The organism is Serratia sp. BNK-17 (assembly GCF_048684935.1).
Classification (GTDB): Bacteria; Pseudomonadota; Gammaproteobacteria; order Enterobacterales; family Enterobacteriaceae; genus Serratia; species Serratia nematodiphila.
Window position 1 is genome coordinate 2470586 of record NZ_JBLQTR010000001.1, and the last position, 22159, is coordinate 2492744.

Annotated in this window: 22 protein-coding genes; 17 read left to right on the forward strand and 5 right to left on the reverse strand. The window is 62.7% G+C overall.

Translation table 11 applies throughout. The annotated features are described in order from the left end of the window. Positions 1-204: 204 nt before the first annotated feature. Complete coding sequence (locus tag ACMGF7_RS11710) at positions 205-357, forward strand: Hok/Gef family protein (RefSeq protein ID WP_004937610.1); 153 nt, start codon at positions 205-207, stop codon at positions 355-357. A 110-nt stretch (positions 358-467) separates the two neighbouring features. Here the strand turns inward: ACMGF7_RS11710 and ACMGF7_RS11715 are convergent, their stop codons facing one another. Next, positions 468-1709: an MFS transporter gene (locus ACMGF7_RS11715; RefSeq protein WP_273890485.1), complete on the reverse strand. Its 1242-nt coding sequence runs from the start codon at positions 1707-1709 to the stop codon at positions 468-470. A gap of 397 nt (positions 1710-2106) precedes the next feature. Here ACMGF7_RS11715 and ACMGF7_RS11720 point away from each other — a divergent pair, with 397 nt between their 5' ends. The 14 genes from ACMGF7_RS11720 to ACMGF7_RS11785 all read left to right on the forward strand — a co-directional run bounded on the left by ACMGF7_RS11720 (position 2107) and on the right by ACMGF7_RS11785 (position 15077). Further along, on the forward strand, positions 2107-2424 hold the full coding sequence (locus ACMGF7_RS11720; RefSeq protein ID WP_004937614.1) for a non-heme iron oxygenase ferredoxin subunit: 318 nt from the start codon (positions 2107-2109) through the stop codon (positions 2422-2424). A gap of 2 nt (positions 2425-2426) precedes the next feature. Beyond that, entirely contained in the window at positions 2427-2735 is a 309-nt protein-coding gene (locus ACMGF7_RS11725) for a recombinase-like helix-turn-helix domain-containing protein (protein ID WP_420286440.1), read from the forward strand. A gap of 20 nt (positions 2736-2755) precedes the next feature. Continuing rightward, on the forward strand, positions 2756-3799 hold the full coding sequence (locus ACMGF7_RS11730) for an aromatic ring-hydroxylating oxygenase subunit alpha (RefSeq protein WP_033632121.1): 1044 nt from the start codon (positions 2756-2758) through the stop codon (positions 3797-3799). Then, positions 3796-4551, forward strand: coding sequence for an SDR family oxidoreductase (locus tag ACMGF7_RS11735; RefSeq protein WP_273875612.1), 756 nt, complete (start codon positions 3796-3798; stop codon positions 4549-4551). Before ACMGF7_RS11730 ends, ACMGF7_RS11735 begins: the two co-directional genes overlap by 4 nt. A 37-nt stretch (positions 4552-4588) precedes the next feature. After that, complete coding sequence (locus ACMGF7_RS11740) at positions 4589-5383, forward strand: IclR family transcriptional regulator (RefSeq protein ID WP_004937625.1); 795 nt, start codon at positions 4589-4591, stop codon at positions 5381-5383. A gap of 109 nt (positions 5384-5492) precedes the next feature. Beyond that, positions 5493-6434: a VOC family protein gene (locus tag ACMGF7_RS11745; protein ID WP_164095831.1), complete on the forward strand. Its 942-nt coding sequence runs from the start codon at positions 5493-5495 to the stop codon at positions 6432-6434. Further along, positions 6431-7642 (forward strand): NAD(P)/FAD-dependent oxidoreductase, encoded by a 1212-nt coding sequence (locus tag ACMGF7_RS11750; RefSeq protein WP_164095830.1) that lies wholly within the window; start codon positions 6431-6433, stop codon positions 7640-7642. The genes ACMGF7_RS11745 and ACMGF7_RS11750 overlap by 4 nt, the downstream gene beginning before the upstream one ends. A 23-nt stretch (positions 7643-7665) precedes the next feature. Beyond that, on the forward strand, positions 7666-8922 hold the full coding sequence (locus ACMGF7_RS11755; RefSeq protein WP_164095829.1) for an MFS transporter: 1257 nt from the start codon (positions 7666-7668) through the stop codon (positions 8920-8922). 32 nt (positions 8923-8954) lie between these two features. Then, positions 8955-9479 carry a cupin domain-containing protein gene (locus ACMGF7_RS11760; protein WP_004937634.1) on the forward strand — a complete coding sequence of 175 codons (525 nt, stop codon included), beginning with the start codon at positions 8955-8957 and terminating at the stop codon, positions 9477-9479. After that, a complete protein-coding gene (locus tag ACMGF7_RS11765; protein WP_197800814.1) occupies positions 9479-10297 on the forward strand; it encodes an alpha/beta fold hydrolase in 819 nt (272 codons plus the stop codon). The genes ACMGF7_RS11760 and ACMGF7_RS11765 overlap by 1 nt, the downstream gene beginning before the upstream one ends. Next, on the forward strand, positions 10294-11088 hold the full coding sequence (locus tag ACMGF7_RS11770) for an SDR family oxidoreductase (protein WP_004937639.1): 795 nt from the start codon (positions 10294-10296) through the stop codon (positions 11086-11088). The genes ACMGF7_RS11765 and ACMGF7_RS11770 overlap by 4 nt, the downstream gene beginning before the upstream one ends. A gap of 15 nt (positions 11089-11103) precedes the next feature. Continuing rightward, on the forward strand, positions 11104-11898 hold the full coding sequence (locus ACMGF7_RS11775; protein WP_197800813.1) for an aspartate dehydrogenase: 795 nt from the start codon (positions 11104-11106) through the stop codon (positions 11896-11898). 16 nt (positions 11899-11914) lie between these two features. After that, positions 11915-13384 (forward strand): aldehyde dehydrogenase, encoded by a 1470-nt coding sequence (locus tag ACMGF7_RS11780; RefSeq protein ID WP_004937646.1) that lies wholly within the window; start codon positions 11915-11917, stop codon positions 13382-13384. A 52-nt stretch (positions 13385-13436) separates the two neighbouring features. Further along, a complete protein-coding gene (locus tag ACMGF7_RS11785) occupies positions 13437-15077 on the forward strand; it encodes a thiamine pyrophosphate-binding protein (RefSeq protein ID WP_021504733.1) in 1641 nt (546 codons plus the stop codon). A gap of 42 nt (positions 15078-15119) precedes the next feature. On the opposite strand, the gene ACMGF7_RS11790 is transcribed toward ACMGF7_RS11785, so the two are convergent. Next, complete coding sequence (locus ACMGF7_RS11790; protein WP_004937650.1) at positions 15120-15872, reverse strand: M48 family metallopeptidase; 753 nt, start codon at positions 15870-15872, stop codon at positions 15120-15122. A gap of 238 nt (positions 15873-16110) precedes the next feature. Between ACMGF7_RS11790 and tkt the strand changes: the two genes are divergently transcribed. Then, the gene (gene tkt / locus ACMGF7_RS11795; protein WP_154870965.1) at positions 16111-18105 is read left to right on the forward strand and encodes a transketolase; all 1995 of its coding nucleotides are present in this window, start codon (positions 16111-16113) and stop codon (positions 18103-18105) included. A 69-nt stretch (positions 18106-18174) separates the two neighbouring features. Here tkt and brnQ read toward each other — a convergent pair whose 3' ends face one another. The 3 genes from brnQ to ACMGF7_RS11810 all read right to left on the reverse strand — a co-directional run bounded on the left by brnQ (position 18175) and on the right by ACMGF7_RS11810 (position 20941). Next, positions 18175-19497, reverse strand: coding sequence for a branched-chain amino acid transport system II carrier protein (brnQ, locus tag ACMGF7_RS11800; RefSeq protein WP_164095826.1), 1323 nt, complete (start codon positions 19495-19497; stop codon positions 18175-18177). 199 nt (positions 19498-19696) lie between these two features. After that, on the reverse strand, positions 19697-20578 hold the full coding sequence (locus ACMGF7_RS11805; RefSeq protein ID WP_197764010.1) for a 2OG-Fe dioxygenase family protein: 882 nt from the start codon (positions 20576-20578) through the stop codon (positions 19697-19699). Positions 20579-20608: 30 nt separating this feature from the next. Next, the gene (locus tag ACMGF7_RS11810) at positions 20609-20941 is read right to left on the reverse strand and encodes a tRNA-binding protein (protein ID WP_004931561.1); all 333 of its coding nucleotides are present in this window, start codon (positions 20939-20941) and stop codon (positions 20609-20611) included. A gap of 287 nt (positions 20942-21228) precedes the next feature. Between ACMGF7_RS11810 and ACMGF7_RS11815 the strand changes: the two genes are divergently transcribed. Next, complete coding sequence (locus ACMGF7_RS11815) at positions 21229-22146, forward strand: DMT family transporter (RefSeq protein ID WP_004931563.1); 918 nt, start codon at positions 21229-21231, stop codon at positions 22144-22146. Positions 22147-22159: the final 13 nt, after the last annotated feature.

Here is a 22159-nt window from a genome sequence, read left to right on the forward strand (position 1 = left end):
AAGAGTCAGGAAAAAGGGAGCCGGGATAGCGGGGTGGATGAATATACTGCGCGCGGGTGCTCTGGATCTTTGTCTCTGGAGCTTCTGCGAAAGATACAAAGAGAAAAGCCCCGAGTCGATATTCATCAACCCGAGGCCAACTCTAACGCCAGACAACGTTAAGTTAGCCTCTTACCCGCCGCGAGGCAAGGAGAAGAAGGCATGATGCCGAACAAACGGAGCCTGTTAAAATTGGTGGTTATTTGTGCCACGGTAATATCACTGGCATGGATAACGCGCAGCACGCTGTGTGAACTGCGTATCCGATCGGGCACTACGGAGGTTGCGGCCATTTTGGCTTACGAATCCGAACGGTAAGGCAACCCGGCGACGGGGGATGTCCCCCGTCTGCTGGTTGTTGGCGTCCAGATCCCTGAGCACCCACTTAAAGCATTCGGTTTTCCGCTACGGAGGAGAGGGGAACGGGGTTATGCCCGCTTCACCTGCCGCGCCAGCAACATGCGGCCAAACAACACGCCGCCGGCCAGCAGCGTCAGCAGCTGCGAAGCGATCAGCACCGCAAAGCCTGAAGACACCTTACCCTGGCTGGCCATCACCATGCCCATCACCATCGGCACAAACGCCGAGAACAGATTGCCGATGCCGTTGATCAGCCCATAGGCGCTGCCGACCGCCTCCGGCCGCGCATAATGCTGCAGCAGCGTGGGGATCGCCGCGCCCTGCACGCCCCAACAGGCGTTGGCCGCCAGCAGAAAGAAGGCGATCCAGCCAAGCTGATGGCTGTTCATTACGCCATAGATGCACAGTGCGGTCGCCGCGCCGCCAAAGACGAAGATCAGCGGCGCCTGATAAGGACGGATGCGATCGAGCAACGCGCCGCCGAGGTATTTGGAGGCGATGCTGACGATGAAAGGCAGCGCGGCCATCCAGCCCATTTGCTTGATGGAGAACCCCTTTTCATCGGTCAGGTAAGCCGGCAGCCAGGCGCTGGAGCCCCACAGGTAACTGAGCGTGGCGATCTCGATCAGCAGGATCCAGCCGAGCATCGGCGTGCGCCAGGCCAGCGCAAAGGTGTGCCAGACGCGGCTTAGCACCGGTTGCGGATCGGCGGGGCGTGAAGATGAAGATAAGGCGAGCGGATGAACGAACAACCGCACCAGCGCCAGGCCCAGCAGCAGGTTGAGCAGCGCCAGCAGGTGAAACGACATCGCCCAGCCGAAGTGCGCCATCAGAAAACTCACCAGCGGAAAGCCGATCACCAGCCCCAACGAGACGCCCAGCGCGCTGACCGCGTTGGGCTTGCCGCGCTCGTCGGCGGCGAAATGATCGCTGATGTACATGGTTTTCAGCGAGAACAGCGGCCCTTCGCTGACGCCAAGCAGCGCGCGCACCACGCACAGCAACAGCAGCGATCCCGCCAGCGGCGAGGCGGCGGTGAGCAGCGCCCACAGCACCACGCTCAGCGTCAGCGCACGGCGGTAACCCATCAGCGTTTCCAGAAACGGCGTCAGCAACATGGCGGAGAGGCCGTAACCGAGTAAAAACACCGTCATCAGTGTGCCCTGGTGAGCGCGGTCACCGCCGAGTTGAAAGTGTTGCAGGAAGTCGGGATTGACCAACATCACGGCGATATTAACTCGATCCGCATAGGCGATAACGATCAGAAACAGCAGGGCGATCACCCCAAACCAGCGTTGACGTTGTTGCACGGCGCGTTCCTCAGTGCGAGCGGTTGACGAATTCAGGCAGCAGTAAACTCACCCGAGGATGCCATTTGGCGCAAACGCGGGGATGGGGCTGATTGATGTAAATTTATTGTTATCAAATAGGGTGTAAAAGACAGAGAGAAAACACTTTTACGCGCAATACGCCGCCGGGATCAACGCATTTTTTGCCATAAATTAGCGAGGGAGCGCACAACTGACATAGGTTTTTCATATCGGTGCATGATTTCGTGATCTTTCCCGCATTTGTCATTTTTAAACAACCTTTCATTAACATTTGCTGTTCCGCTCGCTTGACGAAAGTTTCGCCAGACTTATAGTGGCTGTATTAAATAAGAAACTGAGTTTCATATATGAAACAATCAGATAGAGGATAAAAGCAATGAGCTGGAAGAATGTGTGCGAAGTGTCTCAGGTGAAAGAAGATTTTCCTTTCTCCGGCAAAGTGGAAGGAAAGGAGATCGGGGTGTACCTGCTCGACGGTAACTACTACGCGCTGGAAGACGTCTGCCCGCATGCTTATGCCTTGCTCAGCCAGGGGTTTGTAGACGACGGCAAGGTTGAGTGCCCGCTGCACGAAGCGCTGTTTGACGTGCGTACCGGCCAGTGCCTGCGCGAGCCGGGCGGCCGCGATCTGCAAACCTATCCCACCCGGGTGGTCGACAACCAAATCCAGATCACTTTTATCGCGGAGGAGTAATCATGCAGCACATCACCGATTTCAATCCCTGGCTGCCGGACACCCAACAGGTGACGCCGGCCCGCGAAGGCGGCAACGGTCAAATCCATCAGCCGGGCCAGTTCCGCAATGTCATCTGGCAAAACCGCGCCCGGGTGCCGGACGGCTTCGAAACCGCCCTGGTGGCGGCGCTGGAAACGATCTTCGGTCAGGGGGCGGAAGAGCTGGAGCAGATCGTCAGCGCGTTGAATCAGCGTCGTCTGTTCGATCGCAGCGGCCAGCCGTGGAATGAGGCGACGTTCCGCGAATTCCTTCACGTTAACGGTTTCTGAGCGACACCCGGGAGAAGACAATGACAGCAAACACAACATCCTCCGAACAGAGCTTGCAGGACTATCTTGACCAGGGGCTGCGCGGCATGTGGTATCCGGTGCTGGCCAGCTGGGAAGTGGGCAACAACCCGGTTGGTATCACCCGCCTGGAGCAGCAAATCGTGGTGTGGCGCGACGCTGAAGGCCAGATCCATGCGCTGGAAGACCGCTGCCCGCACCGTGGCGCGCGGCTTTCCATGGGGTGGAACCTCGGCGATCGCATCGCCTGTTGGTATCACGGGGTGGAAGTCGGCGGCGACGGGACGGTGAAAGACGTGCCGGCGGTGGATCGCTGCCCGCTGGTGGGGCAAAAATGCCTGCGATCTTACCCGGCCAAAGAAGCCTATGGCGCGGTGTTCCTCTATTTCGGCGTGACGGCGGATGAAGCGCCGGCGGAGCTGACTTTCCCGCAAGAGCTGGCGGACGAAGCGTCGTACAGTCATTTTCTGTGCACCGCCAGCTGGAACTGCAACTACCAGTACGCCCTGGAAAACGTGATGGATCCGATGCACGGCACCTACCTGCACTCCTCTTCACACTCGATGGCGGAAGGGGATCGCAAGGCGGACATGGCGCTGGAGCCGACCGACAGCGGCTTCATCTTCAAGAAAAACGGCCAGATCGGCGTCAACTTCGACTGGGTGGAATTCGGCAACAGCGGCGCGTATTGGATGCGCCTGTCGATCCCGTACAAGAAGCGCTTCGGGCCGGGCGGTCACTTCTGGATCATCGGCATGGTGGTGCCGGAGGACAAGGATCACTGCCGGGTATTCTTCTGGCGCATTCGTAAGGTCAAGGACTGGCAGCGCGACATGTGGCGCTTCATGTACCGCAATCGTCTGGAATCGTTGCATTGGGACGTGCTCGAGCAGGATCGCATCGTGCTTGAGAACATGGCGCCTAACGCCCGCGGCCGCGAATATCTGTACCAGCACGACGTCGGTCTTTCTCGTCTGCGCCGCCTGATGCAGAAAGAGGCGCAAAAACAGCTGGCGACGCTGCGCGAGCGGGAGGCGGCGCAGTGAACGGCCTGCTGAACGGTAAACGCATCGTGGTCACCGGCGCGGCGCGCGGCCTGGGCTACAGCTTCGCCACCGCCATCGCCGCTGCCGGCGCGCAGGTGGTGATGTGCGATATTTTGGCGGATGAGCTGGCGGCGAGCGGCGCCGCGCTGCGTGAGCAGGGCGCTCAGGTGGAAACGCAAACCATCGATCTGGCGTCACCGGATTCGATCCGTTCGGCGTTCGAGAAGATCGCCGGCGGCGGCGGGATCGACGGCCTGGTGAACAACGCGGCGCTGGCGACCGGCGTCGGCGGCAAAACCATGATGGAATACGATATCGAACTGTGGGATCGGGTGATGCAGGTCAATGTGCGCGGCACCTGGCTGGTGAGCCAGGCGGCGGTGCCGCTGCTGGCGCGCAACCCGCACGCCAAGATCGTCAACGTGGCGTCGGACACCGCGCTGTGGGGCGCGCCGCGCCTGATGGCCTATGTTGCCAGCAAAGGCGCGCTGATCGCGATGACCCGATCGATGGCGCGTGAGCTGGGTCCGCAGGGCATCTGCGTCAACGCCATCGCGCCGGGCCTGACGCGGGTGGAAGCTACCGAGTATGTCCCCGCCGAGCGCCACCAGCTGTACGAGCAGGGGCGCGCGTTGGCCGGGGCGCAGCACCCGGACGATGTGAACGGTACGGTGCTTTATCTGCTGTCGCCGCTGGCGGATTTCGTCACCGGTCAACTGCTGCCGGTCAACGGCGGCTTCGTATTCAACTGACGGCCCGCAGGGCAGGCGCACAGCGCAGGAGCGAGAGATGGCGGACGAGCAAGCATGTAAATATCTGATCCCGGGGCTGGATCGCGGGTTGCAGTTGCTGCTGGCGTTTGGCGAGCAGCATAAGGAGATGACTTTCGCCGAGTTGCATCGCCTGGTCGATATGCCGAAGGCCACCGCTTATCGCGTGGTGCAGACGCTCGAACACCTGGGCTTTCTGGAGCGCAATCCGCGCACCAACACCTTTGCGCTCGGCATCAAGGTGCTGCGCCTCGGCTTCGAATATATCGCGTCGCTGGACGTGGCGCAGGCCGGCCAGCCGGTGATCGAGCAGCTGCGCGATCGCAGCCAGTGCAGCAGCCATCTGGCGATCCGCGACGGGCGTGACGTGATCTATATCGCCCGCGTCAGCGCCGCCGGTTCGCAGATCAATCAGGTCAGCGTCGGCACCCGCTTGCCGGTGCACCAAACCTCGCTCGGCCGCATGTTGTTGACCAGCGCGACTCGCAGCGAGTTCGAACAACTGTATCCAGACGCGCAGCTGCCGGGCAATGCGCCGGGCACTCCGGCGGATCGCGAAACGCTGTGGCAGATGGTGCAGCAAGACAAGGCGCGCGGCTATGTGATCGGCGAATCGTTCTTCCGCCACGGCATCTCCTCGATTGTCTACCCGATCTTCAACCGCGAGCAGCGGGTCGAGGCGGTGGTCAGCATCATGGTGCCGTCCGATGAGATCCCGAAAGCGGATCGCGAGCGGCTGCGCATGGAAGTGCGCGACGCGGCGGAGAAAATTTCCGGCTTCCTCGGCGCGCCGCCGCAGGCCAACGTCGGCTAACCGACAGGACCGACTCTTTTACTCAGGCAGGGACAAGGCCCGTAGCAAACAGGGGCCGGGGTTCACTCATGCCTGAAAACCGTATGCAGCGAGAACGTGAGGCTGAACAATGAGCGTAATCGGAATCGAAAAACTGGAATTTGGCGTCGAAGATCTGCCAACCTGCGAAAAATTCATGCAAGACTTCGGCCTGCAGTCCGCCACGCAACATTGGGGCGAAGCGCAGCGCGAATTCACTACCCTGAGCGGGGCGCGGGTTGTCCTGCATCCGCTGCAAAGCGCGGCGCTGCCTGCGGCGTTTGAAGGCGGTTCCACCCTGCGCCGCATGACCTGGGGCGTGGCCTCGCCCGCCGATCTGGCGCGCCTGCAGCCGCGTTTGGCGCTGATGCCCGGCTTCCGTCAGGTGGGAGAAGAGCTGGAGTGCCTCGATCCCAACGGCATGACGCTGCGCTTCGTCGTCAGCCGCCAGCAGGCGGTCGAGGTGCCGGTCACGCCGATCAACCAATGGGGCGACGTGCGCCGCATCGATCAACCCAGCCCGGTCTATTCGCAGGCGCAGCCGATCAACATTGGCCACGTGGTGTTCTTCGTTGAAGATCTGGCGGCGACCGAGCGTTTCTACCGCGAGCTGTTGGATTTCCAGGTTTCCGATCGCTATATCGATCGCGCCGTCTTCCTGCGCACCCAGGCGCGCGGCGGCCACCATAACCTGTTCCTGCTGAAGCTGCCGAACCGCCCACGCGGCCTGAACCACGTGGCGTTCACCGTGCGCGATATCCACGAAGTGATCGGCGGCGGCATTGCCATGAACAAAGAGCAGTGGAGCACCTTTATCGGCCCCGGCCGTCACCCGATCTCCTCGGCCTATTTCTGGTACGTCAACAGCCCGACCGGCGGCGCGTTCGAGTACTACACCAACGACGATTATCTGACGGAAAACTGGCAGCCGCGCGAGCTGGAACATTCGCTGGTCTCCTTCACCGAATGGGCGGTAGAGGGCGGCATCGATCACGACACGCGCCGCCAGCATAAAAAGGCGGAGGCTTTATGAACCGGCCGGAGCAGGCGGGCATCGTCATCGTCGGCGGCGGCCAGGCCGGCGGTTGGGCGGCCAAGACGCTGCGCGACCGGGGTTACAGCGGCCGGCTGACGGTTGTCAGCGACGAACCCTACGATTTTTACGAGCGGCCGCCGCTGTCGAAAGCGGCGCTGCTGGATGCCGCGGCGCCCCTCAGCCGGCTGTTCAGCGAACAGACGGTGGCGGAGCTGAATATCGACTGGCGCCGCCCGCTGCGCGCCGAGTCCATCGACGCTGAACAGCAAATCGTTACGCTCAGCGACGGGCAACGGCTGCAGTTCGAGCAGTTGCTGATCGCCACCGGCGGGCGGCCGCGTTTGCCGAGCGCTGCCTGGGCGCAGCACCCGCGCGTGATGACGCTGCGTTCCTGGGACGATGCGGCCCGGTTGCGGCAGGGGCTGCAGGGCTGCCGTCGCCTGGCTATCGTCGGCGGCGGTTGGATCGGGCTGGAGATCGCCGCTTCCGCGCGGCGTCTCGGCGCCGAGGTGACGGTGTTTGAACGCCAGCCTGCGCTGTGCATGCGCAGCGTCGGCGCCGATGTCTCACAGGCGTTGCTCGAACTGCATCGCCGGCAGGGCGTCACGGTGCTGTGCGGCTGCGGCGAGATCTCGCTGGAAGATCGCGACGGCGCCGCCTGGATCGGCAGCGAAGTCAGCGATCCGCAGGTCTTCGATCTGGTGGTGGTGGGGATCGGCGTCGAGCTGAATCTCGAACTGGCGCGCAGCGCCGGGCTGGCGATCGAGTCCGGCATTGTGGTCGACGGCCAGGGGCGCACCAGCCATCCGGCGATCTTCGCCGCGGGCGATGTGGCGCGTCACCCGACGCTTGGCCTGTGCCTGCAGTCCTGGGCCTACGCGCAAAATCAGGCCATCAGCACCGCCTGCGCGATGCTCGACGCCTTCGCCGCCCCGTATGACGACGTGGCCTGGCTGTGGTCGGATCAATATGACGTCAATATCCAGATCCTCGGCGTGCCGAGCGGCGGTGTGCACCATGTGGTGCGCCGCACGCCGCAGTCGCAGGTGTTCTTCACGCTGAACGCCGATCGGCAGCTGGTGCAGATGGTGGCGTTCAACGACGCGCGTACCATCAAGCTCGGCAAGCGTTGGTTGGCGAGTGGCCGGGTGCTGGATCCGCAGCAACTGGCGGATGCGGAGTTTTCTTTGATGGCGTTGAAATAACGCCCGAACCTCGGGAGCGTTTTATGACTACGCAAGACATTGACGCCCGCGCTGGACGGGTGGGGGAAACCGTTGCCGAAAATCCGCAGCAGCGGGTGCGCTGGTCGGTACCGATCGCGCTGTTTGCCTGCGTGCTGCTGGCTTTTTTCGACAAGATCAGCATCGCGGCGCTGTTTTCCGACGCCGAGTTTCAGCAGGCGTTGGGCATCGGTTTTGACCCGGCGCGGCTGGGCTTGCTGATGAGCGCGTTTCTGTTCTCCTACGGCATTTCCTCCATGCTGCTCAGCGGCATCGGCGATCGGCTTAATCCGGTCAAGGTATTGATTGGCATGATGGTGGTGTGGGGCGTGCTGATGGTGTTGATGGGGCTGGTGCGTTCCTATCACGCCATGATGACGCTGCGCATTCTGCTCGGCATCGCCGAAGGGCCGCTGCTGCCGATGGCCTACGCCATTATTCGTCAGGCTTTCCCGCCGCAGCTGCAGGCGCGCGCCACCATGCTGTGGTTGCTCGGCACGCCGCTGGGGGCCGCGCTCGGCTTCCCGGTCACCCTGTACATCCTCAATACCTTCGACTGGCAGGCCACCTTCTTTTTTATGGCGTTTCTGACGCTGCCGGTGATGTTGCTGGTGCTGTTCGGCATGCGCCACCTGAACGTCGCGCGTCCGGCGGCGGCGGCCAAGCCGGCGGTGTCCGAACGCAAACAGCACCGCCGCGAGCTGTTGCGCAGTCCGCATTTCTGGATGATTTGCCTGTTCAACATCGCCTTCCTGACCTACCTGTGGGGCATGAACGGCTGGCTGCCGAGCTACCTGATCAAGGGCAAAGGCATTCATCTGGAGCATGCCGGTTACCTCTCTTCGCTGCCGTTCATCGCCATGCTGCTCGGCGAAGTTCTGGGCGCCTGGCTGTCGGACAAGCTGGATCGCCGCGCGCTGGCCTGCTTCCTGTCGCTGTGCGGCGCCGGCCTCGGTCTGGCGGTGGTGTTGCACCTGCAGGGCACCTACAGCGTGATCGCCGCCATGGCCTTCAGCACCTTTATGTGGGGCGCCGGCGCGCCGAATATTTTCGCGCTGTTGGCGAAGGCCACCAGCAGCAAGGTGAGCGCCACCGCCGGCGGCATCTTCAACGGGTTGGGCAATTTTGCCGGTGCGCTGGCGCCGGTGCTGATGGGGGCGTTGATCGCCGCCACCGGCAATATGGATAACGGCCTGCTGTTCCTGGTGGTGATGGCGTTCGTCGGCTGCCTCATTCTGCTGCCGTTGCTGAGAAAGTACTGATTAATCAATCGATTCAACAGAGGAGTGACAACATGTCTCAGGTTGAGAACAAAGCCGGCGTCAAGCCGCAGGATCTGTCGATGGAAAACTGGGTGGAGTCGCGCATCGCCCGTTTCGAGGGCCGCAAATATGACTGGAACGCGCTGAAATTCCAGGCCGACTTCGACCCGAAATACCGCCGCGCGCAGATGCGTTACATCGGCACCGGCGCTACCGGCGTGGCCAGCGATGCCAACACCATTCCGGCAGGCAACTTCACCTTCTCCACCATGGTGTTGCCTTCGAAGTGCGAGGGCCCGCTGCACCTGCATGACGACGTGGAAGAAGTGTTCTTCATGCTGAAAGGCAGCATCACGCTGATGATTCAGGATGGCGAAGAGTATTACGAAACCAGGCTGAAAGAGCGCGATCTGATCTCGGTGCCGGCGGGGGTGTATCGCGGCCTGTTCAACCACGGCGAGGAAGAGGCGCTGATGTGCGTGATGCTCGGCACCGCCAAGCCGGAGATCCCGACCTATCCGGCGGATCACCCGCTGTCCAAAGTGAAGCGCAACTGATGAACGGCCTGGCGCAACGCCAACGGGCGCGCTGCGGGGCGTACACCCTTAGCTGGCGCGAGGCCGGGCAGGGGCGGCCGGTGGTGTTGCTGCATGGCATCAGCTCCGGATCCGCCTCGTGGATCAAGCAGTTCAACGATAACGGCCTGACGGACGGCCACCGTCTGGTGGCGTGGGATGCGCCGGGCTACGGCGGCAGCCTGCCGTTGGCGGATCCGCAGGCCGATGCCGCCGGTTATGCGGCGGCGTTGGCGGCGCTGATTGATGAGCTGCAGCTGGTGCAGCCGCTGATCGTCGGCCATTCGCTGGGGGCGCTGATCGGCAGCGCCTATGCCGCCGGCTATCCGGATGGGCTGTGCGGGCTGGTGTTGGCGGATCCGGCGCAGGGCTATGCCACGGCGCCGGAGGAAAAGCGTCGGCAGGTGTACGGCCAGCGCCAGCAGATGATAGAGACGCTGGGGCCGGTGGGCTACGGCGAGCAGCGGGCGGCGGCCTTGCTGCGTGAAGGGGCGGATCCGCAGGATATCGCCTGGGTGCGCAACGGCATGCAGCAGCTCGATCCCGACGGTTTTCTGAGTGCCGCCTGGATGCTGGCCAACGATGATATCGGCCGCTATCTGGCGCGCTATCGCGGCCCGCTGGAGGTGTGGTGCGGCGAACAGGATCGCATTACGCCACCGGAGAAGGCGGCCGAGCTGGCGGGTGAACAGGACGCGGCGCTGCGTCTGATCGCCACCGCCGGTCATGCCAGCTACCTCGATGCGCCGGCGTGTTTCAACCGCTATCTGCGGGACTTTACGGGAGCAATCCAACGATGAATTTTCAGCTTGAGGATCGGGTGGCGGTGGTGACCGGCGGCTCGTCGGGCATCGGTTTCGAAACCCTGAAGCTGCTGCTGGCCGAAGGGGCGAAAGTGGCGTTCTGCGGCCGCGATCCGGACAAACTGGCCGGCGCAGCAGCCAGCCTGCGCGCGGACTTCCCGCAGGCGGATATCCTGGCGCTGCGCTGTGACGTACTGGACGCGCAGCAGGTGGCGCAGTTCGCCGCTCAGGTGACGGCGCATTTCGGCGGCGTGGATCTGCTGATCAACAACGCCGGTCAGGGCTTCGTCGCCCATTTTGACCAGACGCCGCGCGAGGCCTGGCTGCATGAGGCCGAGCTGAAGCTGTTCGGCGTGATCAACCCGGTGCAGGCGTTCTTACCGGCGCTGGAACGATCGGCGATCGCGTCTATCACCTGCGTCAACTCGCTGCTGGCGCTGCAGCCGGAAGAGCACATGATCGCCACCTCGGCGGCGCGTGCCGCGCTGCTCAACATGACGCTGACGCTGTCGAAAGAGTTGGTGGGCAAAGGCATTCGCGTTAACTCGATCTTGCTGGGGATGGTGGAGTCGGGCCAGTGGCGCCGCCGTTTCGACGATCGCAGCGATAAAGATCAAAGCTGGGAGCAGTGGACGGCGGCGATCGCCGAACGCCGCGGCATCCCGATGAAGCGCCTCGGCAAGCCGCAGGAGCCGGCGCAGGCGCTGCTGTTCCTCGCTTCACCGCTGGCTTCCTTTACCACCGGCGCGGCGCTGGACGTTTCCGGCGGTTTTAACCGCCATGTGTAGCAAGGGCCGAGAAAGATGAAGAAGATCATGATGATTGGTTACGGCGCAATGGCGAAGGAAGTGATCGCCCGTTTGCCTGAAGGCGTGGAGGTCGGCTGGATCCTGGCGCGCGCAGCTCATCATGCGGCGATCGCCGAGGCCTTCGGCGGGCGGGTGCAGGCGCTGACCCATCCGGAGCAGTGTTCGCAGCGGCCGGATTTGGTGCTGGAGTGCGCCAGCCAGCAGGCGGTGGCGGAGTTTGGCGAGGCGGTGCTGCAGCGCGGTTGGCCGCTGGCGGTGATCTCGACCGGCGCGCTGGCGGACGCCGCATTGCAACAGCGGCTGCAGCAGGTTTGCCGCAGGCATCACGGGCAACTGATCGTGCTGTCCGGCGCGGTGGCGGGGATGGACGGGCTGGCGTCGGCGCGTGAAGGCGGGTTGGAGAGCGTGACCTATCAGGCCAGCAAGAGCCCGGCCAGCTGGCGCGGCAGCCCGGCGGAGCAACTGATCGACCTCGATGCGGTGCGCGAGGCGCAGGTATTTTTTGAAGGCTCGGCGCGCGAAGCGGCGCGTTTGTTCCCGACCAATGCCAACGTGGCGGCCACTATTGCGCTCAACGGTCTGGGGATGGACGCCACCCGGGTGCGCCTGCAGGTCGATCCCGCCACCCGGCGCAATACCCATCGCCTGCAGGTGTGCGGCGACTTTGGCGAGTTTCACATTGAGCTGAGCGGTAACCCGCTGGCGAGCAATCCCAAAACATCAACCCTGGCGGCGCTGAGCGCGGTACAAGCCTGCCGCCGTCTGGTGGACGGCGGTTTTATTGCCTGAACGGCAGGAGCGGAGCATGGAACGATTGAATATTTTTGTCGCCGGGCGCTGGCGTGAAGGGCGTGGCGAAGAGATGGCTTCGGTATTCCCGGCCGATGGCAGCGTCAACGCGCGGCTGCGCGCCGCTAACGTCGAGGACGTGAACGAGGCGGTGGAAGCGGCGGAACGCGCCTGGCGCGCGCCGGAGTGGCGCGGACTGGTGCCGCACCAACGCGCCTCGATTCTCTACCGCGTCAGCAACCTGATCCTGGCGCAGCAGGAACAGCTGGCCGAGCTACAGACTCGCGACAACGGCAAACCGCTGGCGGAAACCCGCGGCCTGGTGGCCAGCGCGGCGGCGACCGCGCGCTATTTCGCCGCCGCCTGCGAGGTGTTGGAAGGCGAGCTGCCGACCCCGCGCAGCGCCGAGGTGATGACCCTCAGCCAGTATCAACCGATGGGAGTGATCGCCGCCATTACGCCGTGGAACTCACCGATCGCCAGCGAAATGCAGAAGGTGGCGCCGGCGCTGGCGGCGGGCAACGCGGTGGTGCTCAAACCGGCCGAAGCCACGCCGCTGATGGCGCTGAAGCTGGCCGAGCTGTTCGAACAGGCGGGACTGCCGGCCGGGCTGCTCAGCGTGTTGCCGGGCAAAGGTTCGGTGATCGGCGAGGCGTTGGCGCGCCATCCGCTGGTGAAGAAGATTTCCTTTACCGGCGGGACCAGCACCGGGCGCCATTTGGCGCACATCGCCGCCGACAAGCTGATCCCCACCTCGCTGGAGCTGGGGGGCAAATCGCCGACCATCGTGCTGGAGGACGCCGATCTGGAACAGGCGGCGCGCGGCATCTGCTACGGCATTTTCAGCTCCGCCGGCCAGGCGTGCATCGCCGGCTCGCGCCTGTTCGTACACCGTTCGCTGTATCAGCCGCTGCTGGCGCGCTTGACCGAACTGAGCGCGGGATTGCGCATCGGCAACCCGCTGGTGCCGGGCGTGCATCTTGGCCCGCTGATCAGCGCCAAACATCGGCAAAGCGTGGCGGACTACGTGGCGCTGGCGCGGCAGGAGGGCGGCCGGGTGGTCATCGGCGGCGAAGCGCCGGCCGATCCGCAACTGGCGAGCGGCAGCTATTACCTGCCGACCATTATTGAAGGCTTGAACAACGACGCCCGCGTTTGCCAGGAAGAGATCTTCGGCCCGGTGCTGGTGGCGCTGCCGTTCGACGACGAGCAACAGCTGATCGAACAGGCCAACGACTCGGTGTATGGCCTGGCGGCCGGCATCTGGAGCCGCGACTTCCCTCGCGCGATGGCGCTGGCGGAGCGGCTGGAAACCGGCACCGTCTGGGTCAATACCTACAAAACGTTCTCGATTTCCACGCCGTTCGGCGGTTTCAAGGAGAGCGGGTTGGGCCGCGAAAAGGGCCTGAACGGCATCAAGGCCTACATGCAGCAGAAAAGCGTGTATCTGGCGCTGAGCCATCAGGTGAACCGCTGGAGCGACTAGGCCGACACCTCTACGCATAACCCTAATAACGATTACCCTAAGAAGGCAGATGATGAGCGATAAAATCACGGTTGGCGAGGCGATAGCCCGGACTCTGGAACAGTACGCGGTGTCGGCGATGTACGGCATCATTTCGATTCATAATCTGCCGATCGCCGATGCGGTGGGGCAGCGCGATAAAATTCGCTTCGTGCCGGCGCGCGGCGAAGCGGGGGCGGTCACCATGGCCGACGCGCACGGGCGCTTCTCCGGCCTGGGCGTGGCGTTGACCAGCACCGGCGCCGGCGCCGGCAACGCGGTGGGGGCGATGATTGAGGCGCTCAACGCCAACACGCCGCTGTTGCATATCACCGGCCAGGTGGAAAAAGCCTATCTGGATGCCGACGCCGGTTTTATTCATGAAACCCGCGATCAGCTCGGCTTCCTGCGCGCCTGCTCCAAGCGCGCTTACCGTGTCAATTCGCCGGAGCAGGCGGTGGCGGTGATCCAGCGAGCGATCCTGGATGCGCAAACCGTGCCCTGCGGCCCGGTGGCGGTCGAGATCCCGATCGATATTCAAAGCAGCCTGGTGTCCCGTTCGGTGCTGACCGAGCCGTTGGCGCCGGCGCCATTGCCGAAGGCGGACGATGCGGCGGTGGAACGGCTGCATCAGCGGCTGAAACAGGCCAAGCGTCCGCTGCTTTGGTTAGGCGGCGGCGCCTTGGCCTGCGGCGATGCGGTGCGCAAGCTGGCGGACGCCGGCGTGGCGGTGATCTCCAGCACCCACGGGCGCGGCATTCTGCCGGACAGCCATCCGCGCAGCCTGCGGGCGTTCCACAACTCGCCGAGCATCGAGGCGATCCTGACGCAGTGCGATCTGACGCTGGTGGCCGGTTCACGGCTGCGCAGTAATGAAACCCGCACCTGGACGCTGCCGCTGCCGCGCCCGCTGGTGCAGATTGACATCGATCCGGCGGCGGCCAACCGCAACTACCTGGCCGATGAGCAGATCAACGGCGACTGCGCGGCGCTGCTGGCGGCGCTGGCGGCGCGGTTGGCCCCCGGCGAAAAGGTCAACGCCGAGTGGGATGCCGAAATCGCGGGGGCGGTGCAGCAGGCGGAGAGCGCGCTGCGCCAGCAGTCCGGTGAATACGCCAAACTCAATGACGCCATCGACGCCGCACTGCCGCAGGACGGATTGCTGGTGCGCGATATCACCGTTTCCGGCAGCGTCTGGGGCAGCCGTCTGTTCCGTGCGATCTCGCCGCTGTGCAACATTCACTCGCTGGCCGGCGCTATCGGCATGGGGCTGCCGATGGCGATTGGCACCGCGATTGCCAACCCGCAGCGCAAGGTGGTGGGGCTGGTGGGCGATGGCGGTTTGGCGCTGGGCCTGGGGGAACTGGCGACCATGGCGCAGGAACAGGTGAACATCACCCTGCTGATCATGAACGACGGCGGCTATGGCGTGATGCGTGGCATTCAGGACAAGTATTTCGCCGGGCGCCAGTATTACAACGAGCTGCATACGCCGGCCTTTACCCAGATCGCCGAAGCGATGGGGTTGAAAGCCTGGAAGGTGGACGCGGCGTCGCAGTTCAACGGCGTGCTGGCCGAGGCGATCAATTACCCGGGACCGTCGGTGGTCGAGGTGGACATGAAGCAGGTCGGGCCGCTGACCTTCGCCGGGCCGCCGCAGAAAACGCTGTATTGAGACGATAAAAAAACGCCCGGCGGTTGCCGGGCGTTCTCGTGGTTATTTCTCTGCCGCGATGCGATCGCGAATGTGCTGCGCGCGCGCTTGGGAAGACGGGTGATCGTCGAACATGCTGCTCTGACGACCGGCTTCCATTTGGGCCAGTTTTTCGAAGCTGGTGGCCAGGCCGTTCGGATCGATACCGCGTTTTTTCAGCAGATCGAACGAGTAATCATCCGCTTCGCTTTCCTGCTTCTGCGAGAACTGGGCGCTGACCAGCTTCTCGCCGATATCCGCCAGCTGCGACTGCGACAGCGAGCCGATGACGCCGCCGGCGGAGGACGCCGCGGTGCGCAGCGCCACGGTGCCGTAAGCCACCTGCATCGCTTTACGGGTGTGGCCCAGCGCCACGTGGCCCATTTCGTGGCCCAGCACGCCTTCCACTTCGTTGTCGTTCATGATGTCCATCAGGCCGCTGTAGACGCGAATGCAGCCGTTGGCCATCGCCCAGGCGTTGACGTCTTTGGTCACGTAGACCTTGTAGTTGGCCGGGGTGCCGTTGATGTTGTCGCCCAGTGCCGCAGCGATTTTGTTGAGGCGCTTGGCATAGGTGCTGTCGGCCGGCGCGATTTGTGCCTTGCTGTCCATCTCGGCGCAGGATTTATCACTCAGGGCCTTAACGTCGTTGTTGCTCAGGGTCGCCGCCTGGAACGCCTGCGCGCCGGACTGCATCAGGGTTTCGGTATTCAGGTTTTGACAGCCGGTTGCCAGGGTGGCAATGCCCAACGCAATCAAAGAGGTACGAATTTTCATAACGCCATCTTCCTGTGAAGGTAACAAGGTAAAAGAGTCATTTTGCCTGGAGGAAATCGTGTCGCAAGAGCCTAGTGTACGCCAGCCGGAGCGAGAATAGTGTTATTCCGAAAAAGCGTCCAATCGTGCTAATAAGTGGTGAACTCGCTCTCATTTGGCATTAGGGATTGCCGTTGTGATGTGGAGTCTGAGAAAATAGGGAACTTGACTGCTTTTTTTATCCGACCTGGAGTAAAACATGTCCTCTCGTAAAGAGCTTGCCAACGCTATCCGCGCACTCAGCATGGACGCCGTACAAAAAGCAAATTCCGGCCACCCGGGGGCCCCTATGGGCATGGCGGACATCGCCGAAGTCCTGTGGCGTGACTACCTCAACCACAACCCGACTAACCCGCACTGGGCTGACCGCGACCGTTTCGTGCTCTCCAACGGCCACGGCTCCATGTTGATTTACAGCCTCCTGCACCTCACCGGCTACGACCTGCCGATGCGCGAGCTGGAAAACTTCCGTCAGCTGCATTCCAAAACCCCGGGCCACCCGGAGTACGGCTACACCCCGGGCGTTGAAACCACCACCGGCCCGCTGGGCCAGGGCATCGCCAACGCCGTCGGCTTCGCCATCGCCGAACGCACCCTGGCGGCGCAGTTCAACCGCCCCGGCCATGACATTGTCGACCACCACACCTACGCCTTCATGGGCGACGGCTGCATGATGGAAGGCATCTCGCACGAAGTCTGCTCCCTGGCCGGCACCCTCAAGCTCGGCAAACTGACCGCCTTCTACGATGACAACGGCATCTCCATCGACGGCCACGTCGACGGCTGGTTCACCGACGACACCGCCCTGCGCTTCGAAGCCTACGGCTGGCACGTGGTGCGCAATGTCGACGGCCACAACCCGGACGCCATCAAGGCGGCGATTGAAGAAGCGCGCAAGGTGACCGACAAGCCGTCGCTGCTGATGTGCAAGACCGTTATCGGCTTCGGTTCGCCGAACAAGGCCGGCACCCATGACGTGCACGGCGCCGCGCTGGGCGCCGCCGAAGTGGCCGCCACCCGCGAAGCACTGGGCTGGAAATACGCCGCCTTTGAAATCCCGCAGGACATCTACGCCCAGTGGGACGCCAAAGAAGCCGGTCAGGCCAAAGAAGCGGCCTGGAACGACAAGTTCGCCGCCTACGCCAGGGCCTTCCCGGAACTGGCCGCCGAGTTCAAGCGCCGCATGAACGGCGAGCTGCCGGCCGACTGGAAAGCCGACGCCAAGGCGTTCGTGGAAAAACTGCAGGCCAACCCGGCCAACATCGCCAGCCGCAAGGCGTCGCAGAACGCGCTGGAAGCGTTCGGCAAGGTGCTGCCGGAGTTCCTGGGCGGCTCCGCCGACCTGGCGCCGAGCAACCTGACCCTATGGTCCGGCTCGAAAGCGCTGAACGTTGACCCGGCGGGCAACTACATTCATTACGGCGTGCGCGAGTTCGGCATGACCGCCATCACCAACGGCATCGCGCTGCACGGCGGCTTCCTGCCGTACTCGGCGACCTTCCTGATGTTCGTGGAATACGCCCGCAACGCGGTGCGCATGGCGGCGCTGATGAAGCTGCGCAACGTGTTCGTCTACACCCACGACTCCATCGGTCTGGGCGAAGACGGCCCGACCCACCAGCCGGTGGAGCAGCTGGCGAGCCTGCGCGTGACCCCGAACATGAGCACCTGGCGCCCGTGCGACCAGGTGGAATCGGCGGTGGCGTGGCAGTACGGCATCGAGCGTAACGACGGCCCGACCACGCTGGTGTTCTCGCGCCAGAACCTGACCCAGCAGCCGCGCACCGCAGAGCAGCTGGCGAACGTGTACCGCGGCGGCTACGTGCTGAAAGACTGCGCGGGCACGCCGGACGTCATCCTGATCGCCACCGGCTCCGAAGTGGGCATCACGGTGGAGGCGGCGGACAAACTGACCGCGGCGGGCCGCAAGGTGCGCGTGGTGTCGATGCCGTCGACCGACGCGTTCGACAAGCAGGATGCGGCGTACCGCGAGTCGGTGCTGCCGGCGGCGGTAACGGCGCGCGTGGCGGTGGAAGCGGGTATCGCGGACTACTGGTACAAGTACGTGGGCCTGAACGGCGCCATCGTGGGCATGACCACCTTCGGTGAGTCGGCGCCGGCGGAGCAGCTGTTCGCCGAGTTCGGCTTCACCGTGGACAACGTGGTGGCGAAGGCGCAGGCGCTGCTGAAGTAAGCCGCCGGGCGCAAGCCGATAAAAAAGCCGGTCATCATGACCGGCTTTTTTTATGGGCGGAAATCGCGATTACGACGCGGCCTTGACGCTTTCGGCGCTGCGCAACCGGTCGTAAGCCGCCGCCAGCAACAGCACCAACAGCGTAGGCTGCAGCCAGACCAGACCCTGCTCGGCCAGCGGCAGCTTATCGAACCAGGCGGGCAGCAGGCCGCTGAAGCTTGAAGCCTTCAGGCCATCGGCCAAGCCGAACACCAGGCTGGTGGCGATCACCGGCGCGAAGACGCGCCTGGCGCTGCGCCAGCGGTTCTGGCTGAAGCTGAGCAACACCAGCGCGATGCAGGGCGGGTAGATCGCCGTCAGCACCGGCAGTGAGACGCGGATCAGATTGGCCAGCCCCATGTTGGAAACCAGCATGGCGAAGAGGGCGAGGATGACCACCAGCGCGCGATAAGAGAGCGGCAGGTAGCGTGAGAAAAAGTCCGCGCAGGCGCAGGTCATGCCAACCGCCGTTACCAGGCAGGCGATGAACATCAGCACCGCCATAAAGACGCTGCCCAGATCGCCGAAGGTGTGCTGTACATAGGCGTGCAGGATTGCCGCGCCATCCTGAGCGCCATTCTCGATCAGGCTGCCGCTGCCGGCGCCGAGTTTGAACATGCAGATATAGACCAGCGTCAGGCCGACGCCGGCGATCAGGCTGGCCCACAGCGTATAACGCAGCAGCAACCCGCTGTCGCTGACGCCGCGCGAGCGGGCGGCGGTAACGATAATCGAACCGAACATCAGCGCCGACAGCGTGTCCATGGTTTGATAACCCTGCACGAAGCCGGTGGAAAACGCCGCGGCCTGATAGCTGCCGACGGCGGAGAGCGGCGCGCCTGCGGGCCAGATCAGGGCGGCGATGCCGAGCGCGGCCAGCGCCAGAATTTTCAGCGGCGCCAGAATATGGCCGACGTTATCGAGCAAGCGGCCGGGATACAGCGACACGAGCATCGCCAGGGTAAAGAACAGCAGGCTGTAGATGAACTGCGGCAGGGCGCCGTCGCCGGTGAAAGGCGCAATGCCGAGGGCGAAAGAGACATTGGCGGTTCGCGGCGTGGCGAACAGCGGGCCGAGCGCCAGATAGCAGACGGTCGCCAGCAGCAGGCCGGCGGTGCGGCCGATGGGGCCGGTAAGCAGGCTGATGCTGCCGCCGACGCGCGCCAACGCGATCACGGCGATCACCGGCAGGGCGACGGCGGTCACCATAAACCCGAGGGCGGCCGGCCACAGATGTTCGCCGGACTGCAGCCCCACCAGCGGCGGGAAAATGATGTTGCCGGCGCCGACAAACAGGGCAAAGGTCATAAAGCCCAGGGCGATAATGTCTTTCGGGGATAAACTCTTGGTCATAACGGTATGGCACTGCCTGTATTCATGAAATAAACGGCCCGCCTGCAGAGGGCTGGCGCGTGGGGCAGCGAGCGCCCGCAAAAATTTTCGTCCGGCAGGATATAATAATTCGGCGACAAAAACCTGATTAATCCAGCGCTGTTTATCCTGGCGTGAACCGGCCGCACAGAGGGATCATGGCGGCCGGCCCGGCAGCGCGTTAGCTCGCGCGCGCCACCATGTCTATCGACAGCGGGATTTCGATATGCGGCTTGAAAGAGTCATACGCGAAGGAGACGTGGCCGTCTTCGACCGGTTTACGGGTGAAAAAGATCAGCATATCGCGGGTTGAATCCTTACGTTTGTCCTGCGCTTTTACCGGAGAGAGGCTGTGTTTGCGCTCGTGGTCGACAATCAGCAGGGTGTCGAGGAAATGCCGATGCTGTATTTCGCCCAAAACCCATTCGGGCCGGGCCCGATCGAATTTGATCCCGCTGGTTTCGCGCATATCGTGAATAAAGGTCTTGGCGCTGTCATCGGTCATGTTGTCGCAGCCGAGGAAGGTTGTCATGGTGTGGTCGACGCCGTCGCTGTGCACGCCTTCCAGCGCCGGTTCGCCCAGCATCTGCGGCGTGGTGACGGTGCGCAGGTTGAATACGGTGCAGACGAACTTGTTGATCTTCTGATTAAGCCGGGGGCGCGGCGCCACGCCCACGCCATCGATCACGTAGGCTTTGAATTTCATCAGCGCCTGAAAGGCCGTATTCAACTGCAGATCGTCGTTGATGCCGCGGAAATGGCGCACCTTTCCCGAATCGTAGCGGATGAAGTCTTCCTCGACCGAGAGCACGAAAGGCTGGAACTCCAGCCGCTCAATCCGGGCGCGATCGAAGTCGAAACAGAAGCGGCCGTTTCTGGACTTGCGGAAAGGCAGCGTGGGATCATCCGCCAGATTGGCGCTGACCTGCTGCAGCCTGGCGAAATCTTCCGGCCGCGCGCCCAGCGCCAGCAGGATTGCCTGCATGGTAGCGCCGGGGATAAAGGCTGAACGGTGTTCCTGGTATGCCTTCTTAACTTCATCAAGCAGAGATAACTGTCGCATTTCTCGGTGGCCTCACGAATGATGGGGCGGTTATAAAATCTTGCTGCCGATCTCCACGTCGAAATCGGGTTTCAGCAAGACGGTGCCTTGATCCCTGGTGACCGCGGCAAGAACCAGCACTTCGGATTTAAATCCGGCAACCCGCCTGGCGGGGAAATTAACGACGGAGATGACTTTTCTGCCAAGCAGGTCATCTTCCTGATAGTTTTCGCATAATTGTGCCGAGCTGTTTTTAATGCCAATTTCCTCGCCGAAATCAATGCGCAGCTTATAGGCGGGTTTTAACGCCTTGTCGTTATATTCCACGGAAATAATTTCGCCAATACGCATATCCAGTTTCATAAAGTCAGTGATTTCGGCCATGAGTCAGTCCCGTTAATTAAATGGCTTCAGAAAGGCTAGCAAAGGGGAATTATCCCGACAATGTCGCCAAGAGGGGAATATTTATACCCGATGTAGCAATTAATTTACATTGTCGTAACGTAGCGTAATTAATTATAAGCTTGATGAATTATATGAAATTGAAACTTCATTATTCACCGGTAATTATGTGCACCATCTGAACTTGGGCGTCCGCTCGGCACTGTTAAGCCCGTGTTAAATTGGTTAGTATGCCTTTATTCATCAACCGCATTTTTTCAGGTAGTGATATGGAAATAACCCCGCGTGAAAAACGCGATCGGCGAAAGGCATTTATCGCGCCGTTTTTCCTGATATTAATTTGGTCGACGGGTTTTATTGCCGCGCGGGCGGTGGCGGATCATGCCGATCCCAACCTTTTCCTGACCTTTCGCTTTTTGATCGCCGCCGCGGTATTCGCTTTGCTGGCATTGCATTGCGCCTGGCCCAAGGGGCGGCAGTTCGTGATGCACCTGCTGACCGGCATGTTGATGAATGGCGTTTATCTCGCTGCAAGCTGGTGGGCGGTAGCGAACGGCCTGGCGGCCGGGGTGATGTCGCTGATCGGCGGCTTGCAGCCGCTGTTCACCGCGCTGATTTTCGCGTTGGTGCTGCGCAAATCGATAGGGTTGCGCTCCTGGGCCGGGCTGGCGATCGGCTTTATCGGCGTTGCGCTGGTGCTTTCTCCCCGGCTGACCGGCATTGATGTCGGCAATATGGCGCTGTTGCCGATCCTGATGGGGTTTGGCAGCATCGTCGCGCTGACGATCGGCATCATGGTGCAGAAGTCTTCGCTGGCGGCGGCCGATCTGCGGGCGGCGGGCGCCATTCAGCACCTCGGCGCGGCGATCGTGACCGGCGCGTTGGCGGCCGTGATGGGCTCCGGCGCCTGGGACAATTCGCCGACGCTGTGGTTCTCGCTGCTGTGGTCGGCCGGCGTGTTGTCGCTGGGCGGCACCGCGCTGTTCATCTGGATGGTGCGCCACGGTGATTTGACTCGCATTACCGCGCTGATGCTGCTGGTGCCGCCGGCGGCAGCGCTGCAGGCTTATGCGCTGTTTGGCGAGGCGCTGTCGCTGGTGCAGTTGGCGGGGTTTGCCCTGACCCTGCTGGGGGTAGCCATCGTACAGCGAATTCGTCTGCTGCGGCGTTCTCGCCTGGCCGAATAGTTTGCGACTGGAA